This window comes from Arthrobacter crystallopoietes BAB-32, assembly GCF_000328305.2.
Lineage (GTDB): Bacteria > Actinomycetota > Actinomycetes > Actinomycetales > Micrococcaceae > Crystallibacter > Crystallibacter crystallopoietes_A.
In genome coordinates, this window is record NZ_ANPE02000182.1 from 1 (window position 1) to 21022 (window position 21022).

Consider the following 21022-nt stretch of genomic DNA (forward strand, 5'->3'; position numbering starts at 1 on the left):
CCGCGCAGCCCCGCCGGCTGGGCACCAGGCTGGCCCGCGGCCACCACCAGCGCTAGGAATGGTCCGGCATCTGGACGTGCTGCCACCCGCCCCGGGGTACGGGCGCGACAGCATTGCGGAGATGTTCACCAGCGCGGCGGCGGCGCTTGGCGTGCCTGGCTTTGCCAACACCCTGTCCCTGCCGGCGGCGAAACGCATCTGCGTGGTCCTGGTCGACGGACTCGGCAAGGCCCTGCTCAAGCAGCGCGGCGGCCATGCCCCGTTCCTGCGCCGTTCGCTGGAGAACGCACGCACCCTTAGCAGTGCCTTCCCTTCGACCACCGCAGCGTCCTTGGCCTCGTTCGGCACCGGACTGGCCCCCGGAGCACACGGCATGGTCGGCTATGACGTGCTTGATCCCGCGCAGGATAAAGTCGTCAACCAGCTCGGCGGCTGGGACGGGGGCGTCGACCCGCGGGACTGGCAGCCGCATCCCACGGTCTTCGAACAGGTGGCAGCGGAACTGCCGGTGATCACCGTCAGCCTGCCCAAGTTTGCCGAGTCCGGGATGACGCAGGCCGCCCTGCGCGGCGGCTCCTTCGTGCCCGCCACCTCCGGCCATGCCCGCACGCTTGCCGCTGCGCAGGCGCTGGCGGAGCATGAGCGCGTGCTGGTCTACTTGTACTTCAATGAGCTGGACAAGGCCGGCCACCGCTACGGCTGCGCCTCGGCCGAATGGGGCAACGCCCTGGAAGAACTGGATTCCCACCTGCGCCGGCTGGCCGGCCAGCTGCCGGCGGACACACTGCTGCTGCTCACGGCGGACCATGGGATGCTCGACGTCGCTCCCGCACACCGGTACGACTACTCGCTGGATCCGGCGCTGGTGGCCGGTGTGCGGCATACCGGCGGGGAGCCGCGCATGGTCCATCTGTATCTTGAGCCCGACGCCGGTGCCCGCCACCGCGAGCAACTCGCCGAGGCCTGGCAGCAGGCCTACGGCAAGTACGCCTGGGTGGTGGAACGGGACGAGGCCATCGCGCACGGCCTGTTCGGGCCGGTGCAGCCGGCGATGCTGCCGCGCATTGGCGACCTGATGATCGCAGCGCGGGAGCCGATTGCGCTGTACGACACCCGGCGGGTGCCCGCCCACGCCCTGTCTGTGGTCGGACAGCATGGGTCACTCACACGGGCAGAGCGGGACGTTCCGCTGCTGGTGCTCGGATCGACGGTGGGGAAGGGCGGCACTGCGGGCGCCAAGCGCGGACGGGGCAGGCGGGGCTGATCCTGCGGGTCAGTCGTGCCTGGTCCCGAAGACGATCTCGTCCCAGCTCGGCACGCTTGACCGCTTCGGCCGCAGCGAACGTTTGGGCTGGGGTTCCTCTGCCGCATCTTCCTTGCTGTCCGCATCTTCCGGCTGCTCCGGATCGGCGTCCCCGTCTTCGGCAGCGTCATCGCTGCCTGCGGCGGGGGGCGCCGGACACCGTGATCTCGCGGGTTTCGGTGCTGACGCCGTCCGGCAGGTCCAGCGCGCCCTCCCTGCCGTCGTCGTAGGCCGGAGCCAGGCTCAGCCCGAACGGCAGGCCACCGGGCTGGTGGCTGTCTGCGCCTTCGTCGGCGGCGGGATGGCCATCGCGGGGATGGGCGGCCGGGACGGCGCCGCGCGTAAGCATCAGAGCGAGGGCGTCATCGGCTTCCTCGTCCACGCCGAGCCGCTGGCCGCGGCGCGAGCGCAGCACCTCCAGCAGATTGTCGGGATCTACGTCCTCCTGCACTGCGTCCGGTAGCTCATCCGCTCCGGCCGGCGGCTCTGCGTCCGTCTCGAAATCGAAGACCCGGTCCGCGACCGCTGCCAGCCTGCGGCCCGGCACCGGTCCGTCCAGCGGCTCGAACTCGCTCAATTGCTGAGCCCAGCGGTTGGAGTTCTGGATAGTGCGGCGGCCGTGATCGTAGATCCACCGGGCCGGCGGCTCTTCGCCGACTGTTCCGGTTGCCTCGGCAGGCAGAGTGAACTGCGCGCGCACTTCCCACGAACCGTCCTGGCGGCGCCAGGAGTCCCATTCAAGGGATTCCGGATCGATACCGAAAGCGGGCAGGCGGTGGCGCACCATCTCGCCCAGGGACACCGGCTGGTCCGCATAGGTTGAGCGATAGCCTTCATGCAGCGGCAGCCCGGAGGCGACTTCCACCTGCTGGGCTTGCTGGGCCATGTAGTCCCGTTCGGCTCGGACCGGCCCCTCGTAGCGGAGGATGCGTTCCATGGAGACGCCTGATTCCGCGGCGACGTCTTCGGCAGAGGCTCCGGCGCGGATCCTCGCCTGGATCTCGCGCGGGGACATGACAGCGCCGGCTTCGGTCGAGTCCGCCGCAGGCACACGCACCGACGGGCGCGCAGCCGCTGACCGGAGCGCTTCGTCGATGGCCAGGCGGTAGCTTTCGCCGCCTTCGCCGCCCAACAGCAGATGTTCGCCATCCTCATGGACACCCACCAGCCGCAGATCCTGCATGAAAACCCTCCACCAGACGATAATTCCTGCCTGAAACTCTGCCACCCAACAGGCCTATTTCCTACTGTTTTCGCTGGTGTGGCGCAGACTGGATGGGCCAGAAGCCGCTCAGCAGCGTGCCCTGTGCCACTAGCCCTCCACTGGTTTTGGTATTTGTGCGGCACATGGGCAACAATCTTCGCGTCGCGGGCACAAACGCGGCGGCCGAAGCGTTGTGCTCAGACACATCCGCGCTGAAGGCCGCGGCCGCCAGGCCCGCGGAAGACTCCAGAGCACCGAACCGAAAGCGTGAAAAAGACAATTATGGCCACTGACTACGACGCCCCGCGCAAGGCTGAAGAGGAGCTGAGCGAGGACTCGATCGAAGAGCTGAAGTCCCACCGCACCGACAAGCAGTCGGCGGTGGTGGACGAGGACGAGGCCGACGCCGCCGAAGGATTCGAGCTGCCCGGCGCCGACTTGTCCGGCGAAGAGCTGCTGGTGCGCGTCATGCCGGCCCAGTCGGATGAATTCACCTGTGCTTCATGCTTCCTGGTCCGCCACCGTTCACAGGTCGCCAAGGAGAAGGACGGACTGTTCTACTGCAAGGACTGCGAGGGCTGACCCAACGCGGCAACCAGCCGTTCGGGCCGGCGGGACGAAGCGAGCCAGTAGGGAGTGCGGTCCGCTTCATCGGTGATTTCAATCTTGACGACGGGCGAGATCCACCCTCGGATGCACTGGTAGGCCGTGCCGTTGAGCTTGGGGCCGCGCTGCTCGACGGCCGCATCGCCCCGAAAGGCTTCCACCGTCCCCACGAACTCGCGCTCGATCTGGGCCCGGCCGACGCGGAGCGTCTCGTCCGTGACGACGATCTGCGGGGTGGAGGCGAAAAGCAGGATGGCCAGGATGATGGCCGTAACGGCGGCGGCTATGTAGCCGGTGGTCAGGCTGATGGGAGCCAGCACAAAGATCACCGCTCCGGAAAGTCCCGCCGCGACAAGCCAAACCCAGGCGCTCGGCCAGAGGCGCTCCTGGTAGATGGGATCCGTGGCAGCGCCGGCAGAGGAGGGTGTTGTGCTCATAGGTTTCAGCTTAGCTTGGCAAGGCAGGTTGCCCCTGCGCCGCAGCGGGGCCTGCTACGTAGTTGCGCAGGGGCCAAAGAGGATAGAGTGATGTGCGGAAATGTCCCGCGGCGGCCTTGCCGCGACGAACGAGGAAACGGTTACGAGTGCAGGATATTCAACCAACGCTGAACGTACAGCTGAAAATGCTCGACGACGCGCTGGAAGCACCTTCGTATGCGCACCCCGGTGACGCCGGCGCAGACCTGCGGACCAGGATCGATTTCCGGATTGGCCCGGGGGAGCGGGTCCTGGTGCCTACCGGTGTCGCCATAGCCCTCCCGGCCGGCTACGTCGCACTGATCCATCCGCGTTCCGGACTGGCCACCAAACACGGGCTGACGATCGTTAACGCGCCCGGCACTGTGGACGCCGGATACCGCGGCGAGATCGCCGTGACCCTGCTGAACACAGATGCCTCCGCCACTCTTGAATTCAAGCGCGGGGACCGCATAGCGCAGATGGTGATCCAGCGAGTGGAAACTGCAGCCTTCGAACGCGTTAGCGAGCTGCCTGGTTCGGTACGCGGCGCCGGCGGTTTCGGTTCCACCGGCGGCTTCAACGCAGCGCAATAATGACCGCCCCGGCGTGCTGACCCCGCGCCGGCCGACAGCATCAAGTCCGAGAGGAAAGCCACGATGGTATTTGGGCGCCGCAAGAAGGGCAATGACCCCGAGCAGCCGGCCAAGGGCACCGAAGCCGAAGGCCCCGGTGAACAGGAGGCTGCGGAAGAGTCCATCGGTACCGCCGCCAGCGCGGCACCGGCAGACAAGGATTCCTTCCGTGCCGACGGACCGTTTGACAGCAGCGAAAAGGCGGGCGGCGAGGATTACCTGGACCTTGGCGCGCTCAAGGTCCGGCCCCGCGAAGGCCTGCAACTACGGCTCGAAGTCGAGGAACGCACCCAGCGCGTCATCGCCGTGACACTGGACCTCGCCGGATCGAGCCTGCAGCTGCAGGCCTTTGCCGCCCCGAAATCGGAATCCCTGTGGCCGGAGATCCGCGGGCAGATTGCCGAATCCGTCGGCTCCCAGGGGGGTGAGGTCGAGGAACTCGAAGGCCCGTTGGGCACGGAGGTCGTCGCCAAGCTGCCCGCACAGACGCCGGACGGCAAGCGTGGCTACCGGGTCGCCCGCTTTGTCGGCGTCGACGGACCGCGCTGGTTCCTGCGCGGTGTGATCGGCGGCTCGGCGGCCCTGGACCGGGAGAAGTCGGCGGAGCTCGAAGACCTGTTCCGGTCCACCATCGTCGACCGGGGCAGCCAGCCGCTGCCCCCGCGGGACCTGCTGCAGCTGCGCCTGCCCAAGGATGCCAAGCCGCAGCAGGAGGCATCGGCCAAGCCGGGACTAAGCGCCCCGGAGCGCGGTCCGGAAATCACCCACATTGGCTGATTCAGCTGCAAAACTCCGCCAGTCCGCGGTCACTGTGCCTCTGGACCGGCTGCCGCGGCGCGGGCGCATCCGCTCCTCCGGCTACGTCGAGTCGATCACTATCCTGCCGGCGGGCCAGGCGCCCAGTTTCTCAGCCGTGGTTACCTCCATACTGCCCGGCGAGCCCGGAGCCAAGCCGGCGGGTCCGGCGGCCCGGATCCAGCTGATCTGGCTCGGCCAGCGCCGGGTCCCGGGGATCGACGCCGGTATCCGTCTTGGGTTCGACGGCATGGTTTTCGATGTCGACGGCATGCCCACCATGTACAACCCCGGGTACGAGATCCTCAGCCTGCTGGAGAATGAGTCATGACTGAAAAACCTGCGCCTCGGGACGAGCCGGAGAAGCCGTTCGCAGAACTTGCCGGCGCCTACGCTGCCAAGGCAGGCATGGAACGCCGCGACGACGGCCAAATCGATGTGCTCAAGTCGATCGGCGGCGTGCGCGGCCTGGTGGAGAGCGTGCTGCCGGGCATCATCTTCCTGGTCGTCTTCACCATCGGCCGCGAGCTCGGGCCTGCCCTGATCGGCGCCCTCGGCGCGGCGGCCGCCTTCACCGTGCTGCGGCTGATCCAGCGCGGGACGGTGACCCAGGCGTTTTCCGGCCTGGTCGGCGTCGGAATTTGCGCGTTCGTCGCCAACAGCACCGGCAGGGCCGAAGACTTCTATGTCTGGGGATTCGTTACCAACGCCGCCTACATCGTCGGAATGGTGCTGTCGATCCTCATCAAATGGCCGCTGGCCGGACTGCTGTTCGGCTTTATCCGCGGCGAGAATGTCGAGTGGCGGAAGGAACCGCGCCGGCTCAAGGCCTACGTGCTGGCCACCTGGATCGTCACCGCCGTCCTGGTGCTCCGGCTGGTGGTGCAGGTGCCGCTCTACCTGATGGGGGAGGACGGCCTGGTGGCGCTCGGGACCGCGCGCCTGGTCATGGGGCTGCCCCTGTACGCGCTCGGGATCTGGCTCGCGTGGCTGGTCTCACGCCCGGTCGGCGGAGCCGTCGCCGGCAGCGGCACCGGCCGGTCGGGCCAGGAGCACTGACCGCAGTTCCTGCTCGGCCGCGATCGTGGTCACGAAGAACAGTTCGTCATTGGCCTCGATTACGTCGTCGGCGCTGGGCGTAATCGGCGCATCGTCCCGCAGGATCGCCACGACGGTTGCGTCCTGCGGCCAGTCGACGGTCCCCAGCGTGCTGCCGATCAAGGCAGAGTCATGCGGCACTGTGAACTCCACGATGGAGGCGACGCCGGTCTGCAGGGTCAGCAGGCGGACCAGGTCGCCGACCTCGACTGCCTCCTCCACCAGCGCGGTCATGAGCCGGGGCGTATTCACTGCGACGTCAACGCCCCAGGAATCGTCGAACATCCAGTCGTTCTTCGGGTTGTTCACCCGGCCTACCGTCCGGCCGACGCCGAATTCGCTCTTGGCCAGCAACGACACCACGAGATTGACCTTGTCATCGCCCGTTGCCGAGACAACGACGTCGGCCTCCTCCAGTTTTGCATCGCGCAGCGTCGTGATTTCGCACGCGTCCCCGATCAGCCACCGGGCGCCTTTGAGCCCGCTGCGGCCAATCACCTCCGGCTTTTGGTCGATCAGCAGGATGTCGTGGTTGTTCGACAGCAGCTCGCGGGCAATCGAGGATCCGACGCTGCCGGCACCGGCAATGACGACCTTCATTCCGACTCCTTCACGGGAGGTTTGGACAGGATCGCGGAGATCTCGTGCGTGGCGTCGACCCGCATCATGGCGTGCACGATGTCGCCGTGCTGGAACCTGGTTTCCGGATCCGGCAGGATGCCTTCGCCGAAGCGGGTCAGGTAGGCAACCCGCGCCCCGGATACGGCCTCGATCTCGCTGAAGAAATGCCCGGCCCAGCCCTCGTGCAGCGACACCTCGCCCAGGATCAGCCGGCCGGACGCCTCACGGTAGTCTCCCTTGATGCTTTGCTCCGGCAGGATCCGGCGGAGCACCTGGTCCGCGCTCCAGCGCACGGCAGCGACTGTCGGGATGCCCAGGCGCTGGTAGATTTCCGCCCGGCCCGGGTCGTAGATCCGGGCGACCACATGCGGCACATGGAAGGTTTCGCGGGCCACCCGCGTGGCCAGGATGTTCGAGTTGTCGCCGCTGGAAACGGCCGCGAAGGCGTAGGCCTTCTCGATTCCGGCATGGCGCAGCGTGTCGCGGTCGAAGCCGACGCCGGTGACCTTGCGGCCGGAGAAGTCGTTGCGCAGCCGCCGGAAGGCCCGGTCGTCCTGGTCGATCACTGCGACGCTGTGGCCGGAATCGTCGAGGGTGTGGGCCAGCGTGACGCCGACGCGCCCGCAGCCCATGATGACGAAGTGCGCCACTGGATGCCTCTCTCGCTTTTACCGCTGTCCTGCTGCCAGCTTAATCCTAAGCGGGCTGGTCAGCGGCTTAGAGTGATTCCATGACAACCTTGCGGCCGAGCGGTTACGGTTTTACGCTGTGCTGACTTTTCTGGATGCCCTCAAACGGATCTTGGTGGGCCGGCCCTTCCGTACGGAGCGGGCCAAAGTCCAGCCGCTGCCGCAGCGGCTGGCACTGCCGGTGTTCTCGGCCAACGCGCTGTCCTCGGTGGCCTATTCGCCGGACGAGATCCTGCTGACCCTTGCCCTGGCCGGCGTCTCTGCCGTGGCGCTATCGCCGCTGGTCGGGCTGGCGGTGATGGTGGTGCTCCTGGTGATCATCGCCTCCTACCGGCAGAGCGTGCACGCCTACCCCTCCGGCGGGGATTACCAGATCGCCAGCGAGAACCTGGGCAAGACGGCGGGCATCACGGTCGGCTCGGCCCTGATGTTCGACTACGTGCTCACGGTCGCCGTGTCGATGTCCTCGGCGGCGCACTACCTGATCGCTGCCTTCCCCGCGCTCCACGGAGGACAAACGACGGCGGCCGCCCTCGGCGTCGTTATTTTGGCGTTCCTGCACCTGCGGGGACTGCGCCGCGGCGGGCGCGCAGTGGCCATCCCCACCTATGCCTTCGTCGCGCTGATCCTGCTGATGTGCGCGGTGGGCTTTGCCCAGGACCTGGCCGGGCAGCTGGAAATGGCACCCAGCGCCGCGCTCGATATCGTGCCGGATGCCGAATTCGAAGCCGGCCTCACGGGCCTGGCCGGCGCCCTGCTGGTCCTGCGGGCGTTCTCCACCGGGGCGGCCGCGCTCACCGGCGTGGAAACCCCGGCCGGCAATGTGAAGGCATTCCAGCCGCCGCGCGCCAGGAACGCGGCCACGGCGCTGCTCGCGCTGGGCATCGCCGCGACAGTGATGACCATGGCGGTGCTGTACCTCCGCCGGCGACGAGGGTCCACGTGGTGCAGGTGCCGGCGGAGCAGCTGCGGCTCAATGGCGCCCCGCTGCCGGCGGACTACGTGCAGATGCCGGTGATCAGCCAGCTCGCCGCCACCGTCTTCGACCGCGGGAACGTCCTGTTCTACCTGGTGGTCGCCGCCACCGGGCTGATCCTGCTGCTGGCCAGCCACTCCGCCTTCACCGCCTTCCCGTCGCTCGCCTCGATCCTGGCCACGGACGGCTTCCTGCCGCGCCAGCTGCGCACCCGCGGGGACCGGCTGAGCTTCAGCAACGGCGTCCTGGCGCTGGCCGGGGCGGCCCTGCTGCTGATCCTGCTGTTTAATGCCGATGTCACCCGGCTGATCCAGCTCTATGTCGTCGGGGTGTTCGTCTCCTTCACGTTCAGCCAGCTGGGTATGATCAAGCACTTCTCGCGCCTGATCCGCTCCACTCACAACAAGCGGCTGCGCCGGAAGATGGCGCGCTCGCGCCTGATCAACCTGATCGGCTTCATCCTGACCGCCACTGTGCTGGTGGTGGTGCTGGTCAGCAAGTTCGTCTTCGGCGCCTGGATTGCGGTGGCCGGCATCCTGCTGCTGGGCCTGGTCATGTACAGCATCCACCGGCACTACCGGCAGGTGGCACGCGAGCTGGCAGTGGACGAGGAGCAGCAGGCGACGGCGCTGCCTTCGCGGGTGCACGCGGTGATCCTGGTCTCGCACGTGCGCAAGCCGGTGCTGCGGGCGCTGGCGTTCGCCCGCGCCTCCCGGCCCTCGAAGCTGGATGCGGTCATCGTGGACATCGACGAGGAGGAGACCGCCCGGACGCTGGCCGACTGGGAACGGCTGAAGATCCCGGTCCCCATCACCGTGCTGGCCTCGCCCTACCGGGACACCACCACGCCGATCATCAACTACATCCAGAACATCCGCCGCGATTCCCCCCGGGACCTGGTGGTCGTGTACATTCCCGAATACGTCGTGGGGCGTTGGTGGGAACAGCTCGTGCATAACCAGACCGCCCTGCGGATCAAGACCCGACTGCATTTCGAACCGGGCGTCATGGTGGCCAGTGTGCCGTGGCAGCTCGCCTCCTCAGATGCGGTCCGCAAGTACCAGGAGCTTTCCTAAATGCCGCAGGCAACCGAACCCACCCGCAATCCTGACCTTGAACTGACGGTGTCTGCCCCGGCGCACGGCGGCCATTTCATCGCCCGGCACGAGGGCCGCGTCGTGTTCGTGCGCCACGCCCTGCCGGGGGAGCGGGTCCGGGCCCGCGTTACCGAGGGGACTCCGGACGCCGGTTTCTGGCGGGCGGACACGGTGGAGGTGCTGGAGGCGTCGCCGCACCGGGTGCAGCATCCGTGGCGCCCGGCCGACGCTCTGCTGGCGGCGCAGACCGGGCAGCCGCCGGTGGGCGGGGCGGAATTCGGCCATATCGCGCTGGACGAGCAGCGGAGCCTGAAGGCCGCCATCTTCGAGGAGCAGCTGCGCCGCCTGGCAGGGGTGGAACGCAGGGTTTCGGTGGAACCGGCGGATGCTAACGACGACGGCGGGTTGGGCTGGCGTACGCGGGCCGCCTTTGCGGTGGACTCATCCGGGCGGCTGGCGATGAACGCCCACCGTTCGGACCAGCTGATCCCCGTGGACGTGATGCCGCTGGCCGTGCCGGCCATCAATGAACTGCGGTTGTGGGAGCTCGACCTCGGCCCCGTGTCGAGAGTGGAAGTCGCCGCGCCGGCCAACGGTTCGGCGCCGCTGGTGCTGCTGGTGCCCGCGCCCGGAGCCAGCCCCCGCAGGCTGGGCGCCATCGCCGAGCGCATCCCGTCGCCGGCGTCGGTGGCCGTGTGGGACCCCGAACAGCAGCAGCTGACCCGGCTGCGCGGCAGGACCTGGGTGGCGGAAAGCTGCGGCGGCCACGAGTACCGCGTGACGGGGGAGGGCTTCTGGCAGATCCACCGCGCCGCGCCGCAGGTGCTGACGCAGGCCGTGCTGGCAGGCGTGAAGCCGCAGCCGGGCCAGCGTGTGGCGGACCTTTACGCGGGGGCAGGCCTGTTCACCGCGCCGCTGGCTGCCGCCGTCGGAAATTCCGGGACGGTGCTCTCGGTGGAAGGTTCGCCCGGCACGAGCCGGGATGCCCGCAAGAACCTGCACGGGATGCCGCAGGTGGAGATTGTCCAAGGCAAGGTGGAGCGGGTGCTGCACCGCCACCACGGCGGACTGGACGCAGTGGTACTGGACCCGCCACGGGCCGGCGCCGGCCGGAAGGTCGTCGAGCAGCTGCACAACAAAGGGCCGGGGGTAGTGGGGTATGTGGCCTGCGACCCGGCGTCCTTCGCGCGTGACCTCGGCTACTTCCTGGAGCTCGGCTGGCAGCTGCAGGACCTGCGGGTGTTCGACCTCTACCCGAATACGCACCACATGGAATCCTTCGCCCTGCTGGTGCGCGCCTGATCTGCATAAGAGGCGGCAGCTAGGCTTCGATCCGTGCCAGCAGTTCGCGCAGCCGGTCCACCAGCGGCTGGCGGTCGGCATCGCGTATGGAGTCCAGGAGCTCGTGCTCGATGCGCAGGAGCTCGACGAACGCGGCATCGACGATCCGCCGCCCCTCCGGGTGGAGCTGCACCCGGACGATGCGTGCGTCCGCGACGTCCGCCGAGCGGCCAACCAGGCCTCGGGCCACCAGCCGATCAATGCGGTTCGTCATGGTGCCTGAGGTCACCAGGTTCTCCTTGGCCAGCTGCCCGGCGGTCAATGCGCCGTCCGGGCAGCGGCGGATGGCCGAGAGCACATCGAAGTCGCCCAGCTGCAGGCCGTGGGCAGCCAGGACGTTGCGCCGCAGGGCATCGAAGCGCTGGGCCAGCCGGCTGATCCGGCTGAAGACGCCCATCGGCTCGACGTCCTCCTTCGGCAAAGCGCGCTCCCACCCCTCGATGATTTCGTCCACCGCATCCATCTGCCGCTCCATGTCCCTTAATCCTTCGTGCCGGCCCTGTCCATCCAAGGTTATCTTGACATCAAGATATATGGAACGTAGGGTGATCTTAAATCTTGATGTCAAGAGATCCCCGGCCCCGGGGATCCGCCCTTTGGGGTGTGGGGATAAGCTGGCAACAGTTCTGCCGCAATCCAATCCGCATCCCTGCGATAAGGACCGCCTAACTGGCGGCGCGTCCAAACGGGCAACAAAGATGTGAATGGCGAGAGGAGTCCCACTGTGAGCAATGTGGACAGCTTCGGTTCCAAAGGCGCATTGAACGTCGGCGGTACCGAATACGAAATTTTCCGGCTGAATTCGGTTGAAGGCGCCGAGAGCCTTCCGTTCAGCCTCAAGGTTCTGCTCGAGAACCTGCTCCGCACCGAAGACGGAGCCAACATCACTGCGGACCACGTCCGCGCGCTGGCCAACTGGGATCCGAATGCCCAGCCGGACACCGAAATCCAGTTCACGCCGGCCCGCGTCATCATGCAGGACTTCACCGGCGTTCCCTGCGTCGTGGACCTGGCCACCATGCGCGAGGCGGTGAAGGACCTCGGCGGCGACCCCAAGCGCGTGAACCCGCTGGCTCCGGCCGAAATGGTCATCGACCACTCGGTCCAGATCGACGTCTTCGGCAACGCCCAGGCGCTCGAGCGCAACATGGAGATCGAGTACCAGCGCAACGGCGAACGCTACCAGTTCCTGCGCTGGGGCCAGACCGCGTTCGACGACTTCAAGGTCGTCCCCCCGGGCACCGGCATCGTGCACCAGGTCAACATCGAATACCTCGCCCGCACCGTGATGACCCGCGAGGTTGACGGCAAGCTCCGCGCCTACCCGGACACCTGCGTCGGCACCGACTCCCACACCACCATGGTCAACGGCCTGGGTGTCCTCGGTTGGGGCGTCGGCGGCATCGAGGCCGAGGCTGCCATGCTCGGCCAGCCGGTTTCCATGCTGATCCCGCGCGTGGTCGGCTTCAAGCTGACCGGCGAGATTCCGGCCGGCGCCACCGCCACCGACGTGGTGCTGACGATCACCGAGATGCTGCGCAAGCACGGCGTCGTCGGCAAGTTCGTCGAGTTCTACGGTGAAGGCGTCGCCGCTGTGCCGCTGGCCAACCGCGCGACCATCGGCAACATGAGCCCCGAGTTCGGCTCGACCGCCGCCATGTTCCCGATCGACGATGTGACCCTGGACTACCTGCGGCTGACCGGCCGCTCCGAGGAGAACATCGCCCTGGTCGAGGCCTACACCAAGGAGCAGGGCCTCTGGCATGACCCGAGCCGCGAACTGCGGTTCTCGGAGTACCTGGAGCTGGACCTGTCCACCGTGGTTCCTTCGATCGCCGGACCGAAGCGTCCGCAGGACCGCATCGAGCTGTCGGCGTCCAAGGACCAGTTCCGCAAGGACCTGGGCAACTACGTCAAGGCCGCCAATGAGGATGCCCTCGACGAGGCGCTGGAAGAATCCTTCCCGGCCTCTGACTCGCCGGCGATGACCTCCACTGTGCGCCACTCGGCCGCCACCAACTCCAATGGCCGCCCGAGCAAGGCAACCAATGTCACGATGGACGACGGCCGCGAGTTCGTGCTGGACCATGGTGCCGTCACGATCGCCTCGATCACGTCCTGCACCAACACGTCCAACCCGTCGGTCATGCTGGCCGCCGCGGTGCTGGCGCGCAACGCCGTCGAAAAGGGCCTGACCTCCAAGCCGTGGGTCAAGACCTCCGTGGCTCCGGGCTCCAAGGTTGTCACCGACTACTACGAGAAGTCCGGCCTGGTGCCCTACCTGGAGAAGCTCGGCTTCTTCACCGTCGGCTACGGCTGCGCGACCTGCATCGGCAACTCCGGCCCGCTGGAGCGCGAGATCTCCGACGCCATCCAGGCCAACGACCTGTCCGTGACCGCAGTGCTCTCCGGCAACCGCAACTTCGAAGGCCGGATCAACCCGGACGTCAAGATGAACTACCTGGCGTCCCCGCCGCTGGTCATCGCCTACGCCCTGGCCGGCTCCATGGACTTCGACTTCGAGAAGGACGCCCTCGGCCAGGATGCCGATGGCAACGACGTCTTCCTGAAGGACATTTGGCCGAGCCCGACCGAGGTCCAGAGCATCATCGATTCCTCCATCGACGAGGAGATGTTTGCCAAGGGCTACGACGGAGTGTTCGACGGCGATGAGCGGTGGAAGGCGCTGGACACTCCGGAAGGCGACACCTTTGCCTGGGCCGGGGACTCGACCTACGTCCGGAAGCCGCCGTACTTCGAGGGCATGAAGGCGCAGCCGGATCCCGTCACCGACATTTCCGGTGCCCGCGTGCTGGCCAAGCTGGGCGATTCGGTCACCACCGACCACATCAGCCCCGCCGGTTCCTTCAAGTCCGACAGCCCAGCAGGCCGCTACCTGCTGGAGCACGGCGTGGAGCGCAAGGACTTCAACTCCTACGGTTCCCGCCGCGGCAACCATGAGGTCATGATCCGCGGTACCTTCGCCAACATCCGGCTGAAGAACCTGCTGCTGGACGGCGTGGAAGGCGGCTTCACCCGTGACTTCACGCAGACCGGCGGACCGCAGGCCTACATCTACGATGCCGCGATGAACTACCAGGCCGCGGGTACCCCGCTGGTGGTCCTGGCCGGCAAGGAGTACGGTTCCGGCTCGTCCCGCGACTGGGCTGCCAAGGGCACCGCGCTGCTGGGCGTCAAGGCCGTCATCGCCGAAAGCTTCGAGCGCATCCACCGCTCGAACCTGATTGGCATGGGCGTGCTGCCGCTTCAGTTCCCGGCCGGTGAAAGCGCCGCGTCGCTGAACCTGAACGGTACCGAGACGTTCAGCATCGAAGGCGTGACCGAGCTGAACAACGGCACTACGCCCAAGACCCTGAAGGTCACTGCCACCGACGAAGACGGTAAGGCCACAACCTTCGAGGCGGTCGTGAGAATCGACACGCCGGGTGAAGCCGACTACTACCGCAACGGCGGCATCCTGCAGTACGTACTGCGCCAGCTGACTGCAGCTTAGGCTCAGCCGGCAGCCATCCAGCAGGCCCCCGGATCCGCCCTCGCGGCGGGCCGGGGGCCTGCTGCGCGCTATGGTTAAGTGTTGGCCTCCGCGGGCTCCCCAGGCGCGGCGGCAGTTAGCAGATAGGCAAGGGAGGCACGATGGGCCTACTGGAGACGATCCGTAATCCTCAGGACCTCAGCAAGCTCAGCACCGGGCAGCTGGTCAGCCTGGCCGCGGAAATCCGGCAGTTCCTCATCACCAACGTCGCCCAGACCGGTGGCCACCTCGGTCCCAACCTTGGCGTCGTCGAGCTGACCCTGGGCATCCACCGCGTCTTCGACTCCCCGCGCGACAGCATCGTCTTCGATACCGGCCACCAGTCCTATGTACACAAGCTGCTGACGGGTCGGCAGGATTTCTCCACGCTCCGCCAGCAGGGCGGGCTCTCCGGCTACCCGGAACGTGCAGAGTCCGTCCACGACATCGTCGAATCATCGCATGCCTCGTCCTCGCTCTCCTGGGCCGACGGCATCTCCCGCGCCCGCCAGCTCAATGGCGAAGGGGAGCGCTACGTCGTCGTGATGATTGGAGACGGTGCGCTCACTGGTGGCATGGCCTGGGAAGCGATCAACAATATCGCTGCGGACAAGAGCCGCCGGGTCGTGATCGTGGTCAACGACAACGGCCGCTCCTATGCGCCGACCATCGGCGGGCTGGCCGACCAGCTGGCAGCCCTGCGTTCCACCCTCGACCGGGTCCGCACGCACAAGGCCTACGAAGGCACGCTCGACTGGTGGAAGACCAGGCTGCAGAACGGTGGCATGGCCGGACGGCTGGCCTACAAGAGCCTGCACGCCGCCAAGAAGGGCATCAAGGACTGGTGGGCTCCGCAGGGGCTCTTCGAAGACCTGGGCATGAAGTACATCGGCCCGATCGATGGACACGACATGGCCTCCGTGGAGGACGCGCTGACCCAGGCGCGCAAGTACGGCGGTCCCGTAATCGTGCATGCGATGACCGAGAAGGGCCGCGGGTACGCCCCGGCCCGGGCGCACGAAGCTGACCAGTTCCATGCCGTCGGGGTCATTGACCCTGAGACGGGCGAGCCACTGGACGCGGGCGGCGTACAGTCCTGGACCTCGGTGTTCGCCGACGAGATCGCCGACATCGCCGATGAGCGCCGGGACATCGTCGGCATTACCGGCGCCATGCTCATCCCCGTGGGCCTGCACAAGTTCGCTGCCAAGCATCCCGACCGGGTATTCGACGTCGGGATCGCCGAACAGCACGCTCTCACCAGTGCTGCCGGCATGGCCTACGGCGGCCTGCATCCAGTGGTTGCGTTGTACGCCACGTTCTTGAACCGCGCCTTCGACCAGTTGCTCATGGACGTGGCCCTGCATAAAGCGGGCGTCACGGTGGTGCTGGACCGGGCCGGGGTGACCGGACCGGACGGGGCGAGCCACCATGGCATGTGGGATTTGTCGATGCTGCAGATCATCCCCGGACTGCATCTGGCGGCCCCGCGCGATGCCACCCGGCTGCGGGAGGAACTGCGGGAGGCCGTGGCCATCGACGACGCGCCGACCGTGGTCCGCTTCTCCAAGGGGTCGGTCGGAGCCGAAGTGGAGGCCATCGAGCGGCTGGCCGACGGAGTGGACGTTCTGGCCCGCCGCCCCTCCGGTTCGACCGAGAACGACGTGCTGATTGTCGGTGTTGGTTCGATGGCCGGGCTCGCGCTGGAAATCTCCAACCGGCTCGGCGCCCAAGGCATTAGCTCGACCGTCGTGGATCCGCGCTGGGTGCTGCCGGTACCGCCGTCGATCATCTCCCTGGCCGCCCGGCACCGGATCGTCATTGTTGTGGAGGATGGCGTACGCGCCGGCGGCGTCGGCTCGCGGATCCGGCAGGAGATGCGGGCGGCAGGCGTTGACACCGCCCTCAACGAGGTAGGCCTGCCGGTCGAGTTCCTGGCCCACGGCACCCGCGCGCAGGTGATGGAACGCGTCGGTTTGACGGCGCAGCAGGTGACTCACGACGTCGTTGCCCAAGTCCTCGGTACCAAGGTGCCTTTTGCGCGTCCACTGCCGGGGCAGGAGCTGCCCACCGGACAGATCCCCAAGATCCAGTGAGGGAACCGGACGGCATCGATCCCGGCCAGCTGGTCGTGCTGCGCAACCGCAAGTGGGACGGCACGCCCCACTGGGTGGTCCCGGGCGAATATCTCGGGAAGGATCAGTTCGGGTACTGGATCTGGCAGCCGGAAGGGTCCTTCGTCTCGAAACCCGGGTACGGCTTCTATGCCGCCTCGGACGCGCTCGTCCTGGTCCCGCACCGCGGCAGCCATGTGGTGACGTTCTTCGATGAACTGCACCCGAAAGACGTGGAAATCTACGTCGACATCGCCACTGGGATCAGCTGGTCGGAGCTGCATTCCGGCCGCGGCTTCGAGGTGACACTCGTGGATATGGACCTCGACGTCATCCGGACCTTCAACGGCCCCGGTACCTGGATCGACGACGAGGACGAGTTCGCCGCGCACCAGATTTCGATGGCGTATCCGCCGGCAATCATCGAGGCCATGCGGGCCGAATGCGACCTCCTCTATGCAGCCGTCAGGGACCGCACGGCCCCGTTCGACGGCACCGCCGCTCACTGGTTCGGGAAGGCAAGAGCATGAATTTCCTCAGGCTGTACAAACGTCTCGACGACGGTACCTTGGTGTTCCGCGAAGCCTGGTTCGACGAGGACTACGCACAGTTCGTGGTCAACCACGGCACCGTCGGACACCAGAGCACCACGCAGGACACCCGCGACGTGACTGCGGAAACGGCCGGTGCCCTGCTGGACGCGTTTGCTGTGCAGTGTGCCGAGGATGGCTACAGCGACATCCCGCCGGCCGAACAGTCCACCGTCGTCGCACAGTACGCGCTCAAGACAGCCGCCGGCAGCGAGCGGGACCGCTACCTGGAGGACAAAGCCAAGCGTGCCATCACCGAATACTTCGCCTGGCGTGGCCTGGGCACAGTGGAACGCTCCGAATTCGCGCCGCACAAGCTGAACATCTTCTGCCTCGCCCCGGACGCTGCGAAGGCTGTGGCCGGGCTCAAGGTTTGCCTGCGCGAAGCCAAGCTGGACTACACGAAGCTCACCATCGCCGTCGCTCCGCCGGAGGACCCGGAGGCGCTGAAGCAGAAACATCCGCTGCCCGCCAAAACGCCGTTCAGCCTGGGCTGAGGCGGACGGGCCGGCAGGCTGAAGCCGCTGGTACTCACACCTCGCCCGCCGCACCGTTCCCCGACAGTGGGACTCCTGCGGCACGCGCCGGGGCACGGTAGGCCGCTGCCAGTGAGGCAACTGTCTGGTGCGCATTCAGCCCACTGGGGTTGGGCACCGCCCAGACTTCGGCCCCGGCGATGTCCTCGGGCTGGCGTCCGAGTTGCGCCTTCGGGCGGCCGAATCCGACCCGGTAGGCAGTAATTCCTGCCACCGCCACCACTCTGGGAGACAGCTTCGCTATTTTCTCCGCGAGGTGCATCGCACCCTGCCGCAGCTCTTCGGCTTCCAGCTCGTCGGCCCTGGCGGTAGCCCGCGGGACCACATTGGTGATGCCGACGCCGCGGGAAACCAGATGGGTCCTGTCCTCCTCCGTCATCCCTTCCCCCGCGCGGATGACATAGTCCGTGATCCCAGCAGCGGCGAGGGCTGGATAGAAGCGGTTTCCGGGACGGGCGAAGTGCGTGCCGGTAGCCGCCGACCACAGACCCGGGTTGATACCTACGAAAAGCAGGCGGAGGTCGGGACCGAGCAGATCGGGGACCACGGCATTCCGGTAGCTGAGCAGTTCACTGCGGGTAAAGGCCACAGATCCAATCTTCCAGTCGGCTTACGCGGACGCCAAAGGCCCGGGGCGCCGTCGGATGACGGAGCCCCGGGCCCATGCATGGCCCGCTGACGGGGGACTTGGATCAGTCGGTTCCGGCGTCGAACGCTGCGCGGTCCAGTGCTTCATCGGCGGCCCGTTCCAGGTCGTCGACGGTCTGGGTGTCGGCGATTTCATTGGCCCCGCCGGCCTCGAGGGCGCCGACCAGTTCCCCGGTCGGGCCGCCGACCAGGCCCTGCAGTGCGTACTGCTCGAGCCGCGAGCGGGAGTCTGCGATGTCCAGGTTGCGCATGGTCAGCTGGCCGATCCTGTCCAGCGGTCCGAAGGCGGCATCGCCCACGCGCTCCATGGAGAGCTTGTCCGGGTGGTAGCTCAGGTGCGGGCCGGAGGTGTCCAGGATGGTGTAGTCCTCGCCGCGGCGCAGGCGCAGCGTGACCTCGCCGGTGACGGCCGAGCCGACCCACTTCTGCAGCGACTCGCGCAGCATCAGCGACTGCGGGTCCAGCCAGCGGCCTTCGTACATCAGCCGGCCCAGGCGGCGGCCTTCGGCGTAGTAGTTGGCGACGGTGTCTTCGTTGTGGATGGCGTTGAGCAGCCGCTCGTAGGCGATGTGCAGCAGGGCCATGCCCGGGGCTTCGTAGATGCCGCGGCTCTTGGCCTCGATGATGCGGTTCTCGATCTGGTCGCTCATGCCCAGACCATGCCGGCCACCGATGGCGTTGGCTTCGTTGACCAGGGCGACGGCGTCGGAGAATTCGGTGCCGTTGATGGCCACCGGCCGGCCGGCTTCGAAGCGAATGGCGACGTCTTCGGTGGCGATTTCGACGTCGTCGCGCCAGAAGGCCACGCCCATGATCGGCTCGACGGCTTCAAGGCTGGTGTCCAGGTGCTCCAGGGTCTTGGCCTCGTGGGTGGCGCCCCAGATGTTGGCGTCAGTGCTGTAGGCCTTCTCGGCGGAGTCGCGGTAGGGGAAGTCGTGGGCGGTGAGCCACTCCGACATTTCCTTGCGGCCGCCCAGCTCGGAGACGAAGCGCGGATCCAGCCACGGCTTGTAGATCCGCAGGCGCGGGTGGGCCAGCAGCCCGTAGCGGTAGAACCGCTCGATGTCGTTGCCTTTGTAGGTGGAGCCGTCGCCCCAGATGTCCACGCCGTCCTCGCGCATGGCACGGACCAGCAGTGTGCCGGTCACGGCGCGGCCGAGCGGGGTGGTGTTGAAGTAGGCGCGGCCTGCGCTGCGGATGTGGAAGGCGCCGCAGGCCAGCGCGGCCAGGCCTTCCTCCACCAGAGCCGGCTTGCAGTCGATCAGGCGGGAGAGCTCGGCGCCGTATTCGGTGGCGCGTCCGGGGACGGCGTCGATGTCCGGTTCGTCATACTGACCCAGGTCGGCAGTGTAGGTGTAGGGAACGGCGCCGCCGTCGCGCATCCACGCTACTGCTACGGAAGTATCGAGTCCGCCGGAGAAGGCGATGCCGACGCGTTCGCCGACGGGAAGGGAGGTGAGAACTTTGGCCATGGTTTCGATCATATGTGTACCGGGGTGCAAAGGCCGAAGCGGCAGCGCCGCCGCCCCGTTCGTGACGTGGGGAAAATCACCGCACGGCTGATCCGCGACGGCCACGACCGCGCTCCGGTGGAGATAACCTCAAAGCGCGGCAACGCCGTGCTGATGTCTGCTGATGACTTCGCCGCATGGCAGGAGACCGCCTATTTGTTCCGCACGCCGGCCAATGCACGCCGTCTGCTGGATGCGATGGAAGCTGTCGAGCAGGGTCAGGGAGCCGAACATGAACTTGACCGCGCGTGAGGCTCATCTTTGCGCCGCAGGCGTGGGATGACTATACGAAGTGGCAGACCCTGGATAGGGCGATACTCAAGCGCGTCAATCGGTTGATCGATGACTGCCTGCGGGACCCCTTCGCGGATATCGGGAAGCCGGAGCGGCTCAAGTATGGCATTCCGGACGCGTATTCCCGGCGGATCACGGACGAACATCGGCTTGTCTATGTGGTCCGCGGGGACGATTTGGTGATCCTGCAGTGCCGCTACCGCTACTCAAGATAGTCGGCGCACCTCTGCAGGTAGGATGCGAGGCGGGTGACACACGCTAGGGAAAAGGAACCAACGATGGAATACCGCCGCCTCGGGACTTCAGGCCTGACCGTTTCCGCCGTCGGACTCGGCTGCAACAACCTGGGCCGCACAGGCACGCCGACCGAGAGCCAGGAAGGTACGGATGCGGTCGTCACGGCCGCGCTGGAAGCCGGCGTTACTTTCTTCGACGTTGCAGACAGCTACGGCAGGACTCCCGGGCTGAGCGAGGAGTTCCTGGGCAAGGCCCTGGGCAGCCGACGGCAGGACGTCGTAGTGGCGACCAAGTTCGGCATGGACATGCGTGGAGCCAACGGAGAGGACTTCGGAGCCCGCGGGTCCCGCCGCTACATCGTCAGGGCGGCCGAAGCCTCGCTGCGGCGGCTGGGCACGGACTGGATCGACCTGTACCAGTTCCACACGCCGGATCCGCTCACGCCGATCGAGGAGACCCTCTCGGCGCTCGATGACCTGGTGCGTGCCGGCAAGGTCCGCTACTTCGGCCATTCCAATATGGCCGGCTGGCAGATCGCCGAGGCCGAGTTCACCGCCCGGATGCACGGCTTCACCCGGTTCATCTCAAGCCAGAACCATTACAACCTGCTGGACCGGCGCGCCGAGCTGGAAGTCACGCCCGCCGCGGAGGCCTACGGACTTGGTGTGCTGCCGTACTTCCCGCTGGCCAACGGCCTGCTGACAGGCAAGTACAAGGACGGCAAGGCGCCCGAGGGCAGT

General features: G+C 67.0%; 21 protein-coding genes and 1 pseudogene. 15 read left to right on the forward strand and 7 right to left on the reverse strand.

All coding sequences use genetic code 11. The features are described 5' to 3' along the window. Nucleotides 1-58 precede the first annotated feature (58 nt). On the forward strand, nucleotides 59-1264 hold the full coding sequence (locus D477_RS14740) for an alkaline phosphatase family protein (RefSeq protein ID WP_005270846.1): 1206 nt from the start codon (nucleotides 59-61) through the stop codon (nucleotides 1262-1264). A gap of 166 nt (nucleotides 1265-1430) precedes the next feature. Here the strand turns inward: D477_RS14740 and sepH are convergent, their stop codons facing one another. Then, entirely contained in the window at nucleotides 1431-2486 is a 1056-nt protein-coding gene (sepH, locus tag D477_RS14745) for a septation protein SepH (protein ID WP_005270861.1), read from the reverse strand. Between the two features lie 303 nt (nucleotides 2487-2789). Between sepH and D477_RS14750 the strand changes: the two genes are divergently transcribed. Then, the gene (locus D477_RS14750) at nucleotides 2790-3089 is read left to right on the forward strand and encodes a DUF4193 domain-containing protein (RefSeq protein WP_005270864.1); all 300 of its coding nucleotides are present in this window, start codon (nucleotides 2790-2792) and stop codon (nucleotides 3087-3089) included. On the opposite strand, the gene D477_RS14755 is transcribed toward D477_RS14750, so the two are convergent. Continuing rightward, entirely contained in the window at nucleotides 3065-3550 is a 486-nt protein-coding gene (locus D477_RS14755) for a DUF3093 domain-containing protein (RefSeq protein ID WP_005270867.1), read from the reverse strand. The two genes, D477_RS14750 and D477_RS14755, sit on opposite strands and share 25 nt — an antisense overlap. A 185-nt stretch (nucleotides 3551-3735) precedes the next feature. On the opposite strand from D477_RS14755, the gene dut reads away from it, so the two are divergent. From dut to D477_RS14775, 4 genes are all read left to right on the forward strand, one after another. Then, on the forward strand, nucleotides 3736-4164 hold the full coding sequence (dut, locus tag D477_RS14760; protein WP_150110148.1) for a dUTP diphosphatase: 429 nt from the start codon (nucleotides 3736-3738) through the stop codon (nucleotides 4162-4164). A gap of 63 nt (nucleotides 4165-4227) precedes the next feature. Continuing rightward, complete coding sequence (locus tag D477_RS14765; protein WP_005270873.1) at nucleotides 4228-4980, forward strand: DUF3710 domain-containing protein; 753 nt, start codon at nucleotides 4228-4230, stop codon at nucleotides 4978-4980. Then, entirely contained in the window at nucleotides 4973-5329 is a 357-nt protein-coding gene (locus D477_RS14770) for a hypothetical protein (RefSeq protein ID WP_005270874.1), read from the forward strand. The genes D477_RS14765 and D477_RS14770 overlap by 8 nt, the downstream gene beginning before the upstream one ends. Then, nucleotides 5326-6057, forward strand: coding sequence for a DUF3159 domain-containing protein (locus D477_RS14775; protein WP_005270877.1), 732 nt, complete (start codon nucleotides 5326-5328; stop codon nucleotides 6055-6057). Before D477_RS14770 ends, D477_RS14775 begins: the two co-directional genes overlap by 4 nt. Here D477_RS14775 and D477_RS14780 read toward each other — a convergent pair. After that, nucleotides 5995-6696: a potassium channel family protein gene (locus tag D477_RS14780; RefSeq protein ID WP_005270880.1), complete on the reverse strand. Its 702-nt coding sequence runs from the start codon at nucleotides 6694-6696 to the stop codon at nucleotides 5995-5997. The two genes, D477_RS14775 and D477_RS14780, sit on opposite strands and share 63 nt — an antisense overlap. Further along, entirely contained in the window at nucleotides 6693-7367 is a 675-nt protein-coding gene (locus D477_RS14785) for a potassium channel family protein (RefSeq protein ID WP_005270896.1), read from the reverse strand. Before D477_RS14785 ends, D477_RS14780 begins: the two co-directional genes overlap by 4 nt. 118 nt (nucleotides 7368-7485) lie before the next feature. On the opposite strand from D477_RS14785, the pseudogene D477_RS14790 reads away from it, so the two are divergent. Continuing rightward, nucleotides 7486-9458 (forward strand): annotated as a pseudogene (locus tag D477_RS14790) (APC family permease). Further along, nucleotides 9459-10781: a class I SAM-dependent RNA methyltransferase gene (locus D477_RS14795; protein WP_005270905.1), complete on the forward strand. Its 1323-nt coding sequence runs from the start codon at nucleotides 9459-9461 to the stop codon at nucleotides 10779-10781. A gap of 19 nt (nucleotides 10782-10800) precedes the next feature. Here D477_RS14795 and D477_RS14800 read toward each other — a convergent pair whose 3' ends face one another. Continuing rightward, nucleotides 10801-11295 carry a MarR family winged helix-turn-helix transcriptional regulator gene (locus D477_RS14800; protein ID WP_005270907.1) on the reverse strand — a complete coding sequence of 165 codons (495 nt, stop codon included), beginning with the start codon at nucleotides 11293-11295 and terminating at the stop codon, nucleotides 10801-10803. Between the two features lie 249 nt (nucleotides 11296-11544). Between D477_RS14800 and acnA the strand changes: the two genes are divergently transcribed. The 4 genes from acnA (at nucleotide 11545) to D477_RS14820 (ending at nucleotide 17553) form a co-directional block, all read left to right on the forward strand. Beyond that, the gene (gene acnA / locus D477_RS14805) at nucleotides 11545-14334 is read left to right on the forward strand and encodes an aconitate hydratase AcnA (protein WP_005270908.1); all 2790 of its coding nucleotides are present in this window, start codon (nucleotides 11545-11547) and stop codon (nucleotides 14332-14334) included. A gap of 140 nt (nucleotides 14335-14474) precedes the next feature. Further along, nucleotides 14475-16448, forward strand: a complete 1974-nt coding sequence (gene dxs, locus D477_RS14810) for a 1-deoxy-D-xylulose-5-phosphate synthase (RefSeq protein WP_005270909.1) — start codon at nucleotides 14475-14477, stop codon at nucleotides 16446-16448. Continuing rightward, nucleotides 16445-16996 (forward strand): DUF402 domain-containing protein, encoded by a 552-nt coding sequence (locus tag D477_RS14815; RefSeq protein ID WP_005270910.1) that lies wholly within the window; start codon nucleotides 16445-16447, stop codon nucleotides 16994-16996. Before dxs ends, D477_RS14815 begins: the two co-directional genes overlap by 4 nt. Continuing rightward, nucleotides 16993-17553, forward strand: coding sequence for a hypothetical protein (locus D477_RS14820; RefSeq protein WP_005270911.1), 561 nt, complete (start codon nucleotides 16993-16995; stop codon nucleotides 17551-17553). Before D477_RS14815 ends, D477_RS14820 begins: the two co-directional genes overlap by 4 nt. Nucleotides 17554-17587: 34 nt before the next feature. On the opposite strand, the gene D477_RS14825 is transcribed toward D477_RS14820, so the two are convergent. Then, nucleotides 17588-18181 carry a mismatch-specific DNA-glycosylase gene (locus D477_RS14825; protein WP_005270913.1) on the reverse strand — a complete coding sequence of 198 codons (594 nt, stop codon included), beginning with the start codon at nucleotides 18179-18181 and terminating at the stop codon, nucleotides 17588-17590. A gap of 103 nt (nucleotides 18182-18284) precedes the next feature. Continuing rightward, the gene (argG, locus tag D477_RS14830; RefSeq protein ID WP_005270918.1) at nucleotides 18285-19712 is read right to left on the reverse strand and encodes an argininosuccinate synthase; all 1428 of its coding nucleotides are present in this window, start codon (nucleotides 19710-19712) and stop codon (nucleotides 18285-18287) included. A gap of 66 nt (nucleotides 19713-19778) precedes the next feature. Here argG and D477_RS23350 point away from each other — a divergent pair, with 66 nt between their 5' ends. From D477_RS23350 to D477_RS14845, 3 genes are all read left to right on the forward strand, one after another. After that, a complete protein-coding gene (locus D477_RS23350; RefSeq protein ID WP_005270919.1) occupies nucleotides 19779-20003 on the forward strand; it encodes a type II toxin-antitoxin system prevent-host-death family antitoxin in 225 nt (74 codons plus the stop codon). Further along, a complete protein-coding gene (locus D477_RS14840; RefSeq protein WP_005270921.1) occupies nucleotides 20000-20260 on the forward strand; it encodes a Txe/YoeB family addiction module toxin in 261 nt (86 codons plus the stop codon). The genes D477_RS23350 and D477_RS14840 overlap by 4 nt, the downstream gene beginning before the upstream one ends. 63 nt (nucleotides 20261-20323) lie before the next feature. Further along, on the forward strand, nucleotides 20324-21022 hold a 699-nt coding region (locus D477_RS14845), incomplete at its 3' end, for an aldo/keto reductase (protein WP_005270924.1).

Excerpts from the sequence above, each read along its gene's own strand:
- D477_RS14780 (WP_005270880.1), bottom strand. The coding sequence starts at position 6,696 with ATGAAGGTCGTCATTGCCGGTGCCGGCAGCGTCGGATCCTCGATTGCC.
- D477_RS14775 (WP_005270877.1), top strand. The coding sequence starts at position 5,326 with ATGACTGAAAAACCTGCGCCTCGGGACGAGCCGGAGAAGCCGTTCGCA.
- sepH (WP_005270861.1), bottom strand. The coding sequence starts at position 2,486 with ATGCAGGATCTGCGGCTGGTGGGTGTCCATGAGGATGGCGAACATCTG.
- dxs (WP_005270909.1), top strand. The coding sequence starts at position 14,475 with ATGGGCCTACTGGAGACGATCCGTAATCCTCAGGACCTCAGCAAGCTC.
- argG (WP_005270918.1), bottom strand. The coding sequence starts at position 19,712 with ATGGCCAAAGTTCTCACCTCCCTTCCCGTCGGCGAACGCGTCGGCATC.
- D477_RS14750 (WP_005270864.1), top strand. The coding sequence starts at position 2,790 with ATGGCCACTGACTACGACGCCCCGCGCAAGGCTGAAGAGGAGCTGAGC.
- D477_RS14755 (WP_005270867.1), bottom strand. The coding sequence starts at position 3,550 with ATGAGCACAACACCCTCCTCTGCCGGCGCTGCCACGGATCCCATCTAC.
- dut (WP_150110148.1), top strand. The coding sequence starts at position 3,736 with ATGCTCGACGACGCGCTGGAAGCACCTTCGTATGCGCACCCCGGTGAC.
- D477_RS14765 (WP_005270873.1), top strand. The coding sequence starts at position 4,228 with ATGGTATTTGGGCGCCGCAAGAAGGGCAATGACCCCGAGCAGCCGGCC.
- D477_RS14800 (WP_005270907.1), bottom strand. The coding sequence starts at position 11,295 with ATGGAGCGGCAGATGGATGCGGTGGACGAAATCATCGAGGGGTGGGAG.
- D477_RS14740 (WP_005270846.1), top strand. The coding sequence starts at position 59 with ATGGTCCGGCATCTGGACGTGCTGCCACCCGCCCCGGGGTACGGGCGC.
- D477_RS14795 (WP_005270905.1), top strand. The coding sequence starts at position 9,459 with ATGCCGCAGGCAACCGAACCCACCCGCAATCCTGACCTTGAACTGACG.
- D477_RS14820 (WP_005270911.1), top strand. The coding sequence starts at position 16,993 with ATGAATTTCCTCAGGCTGTACAAACGTCTCGACGACGGTACCTTGGTG.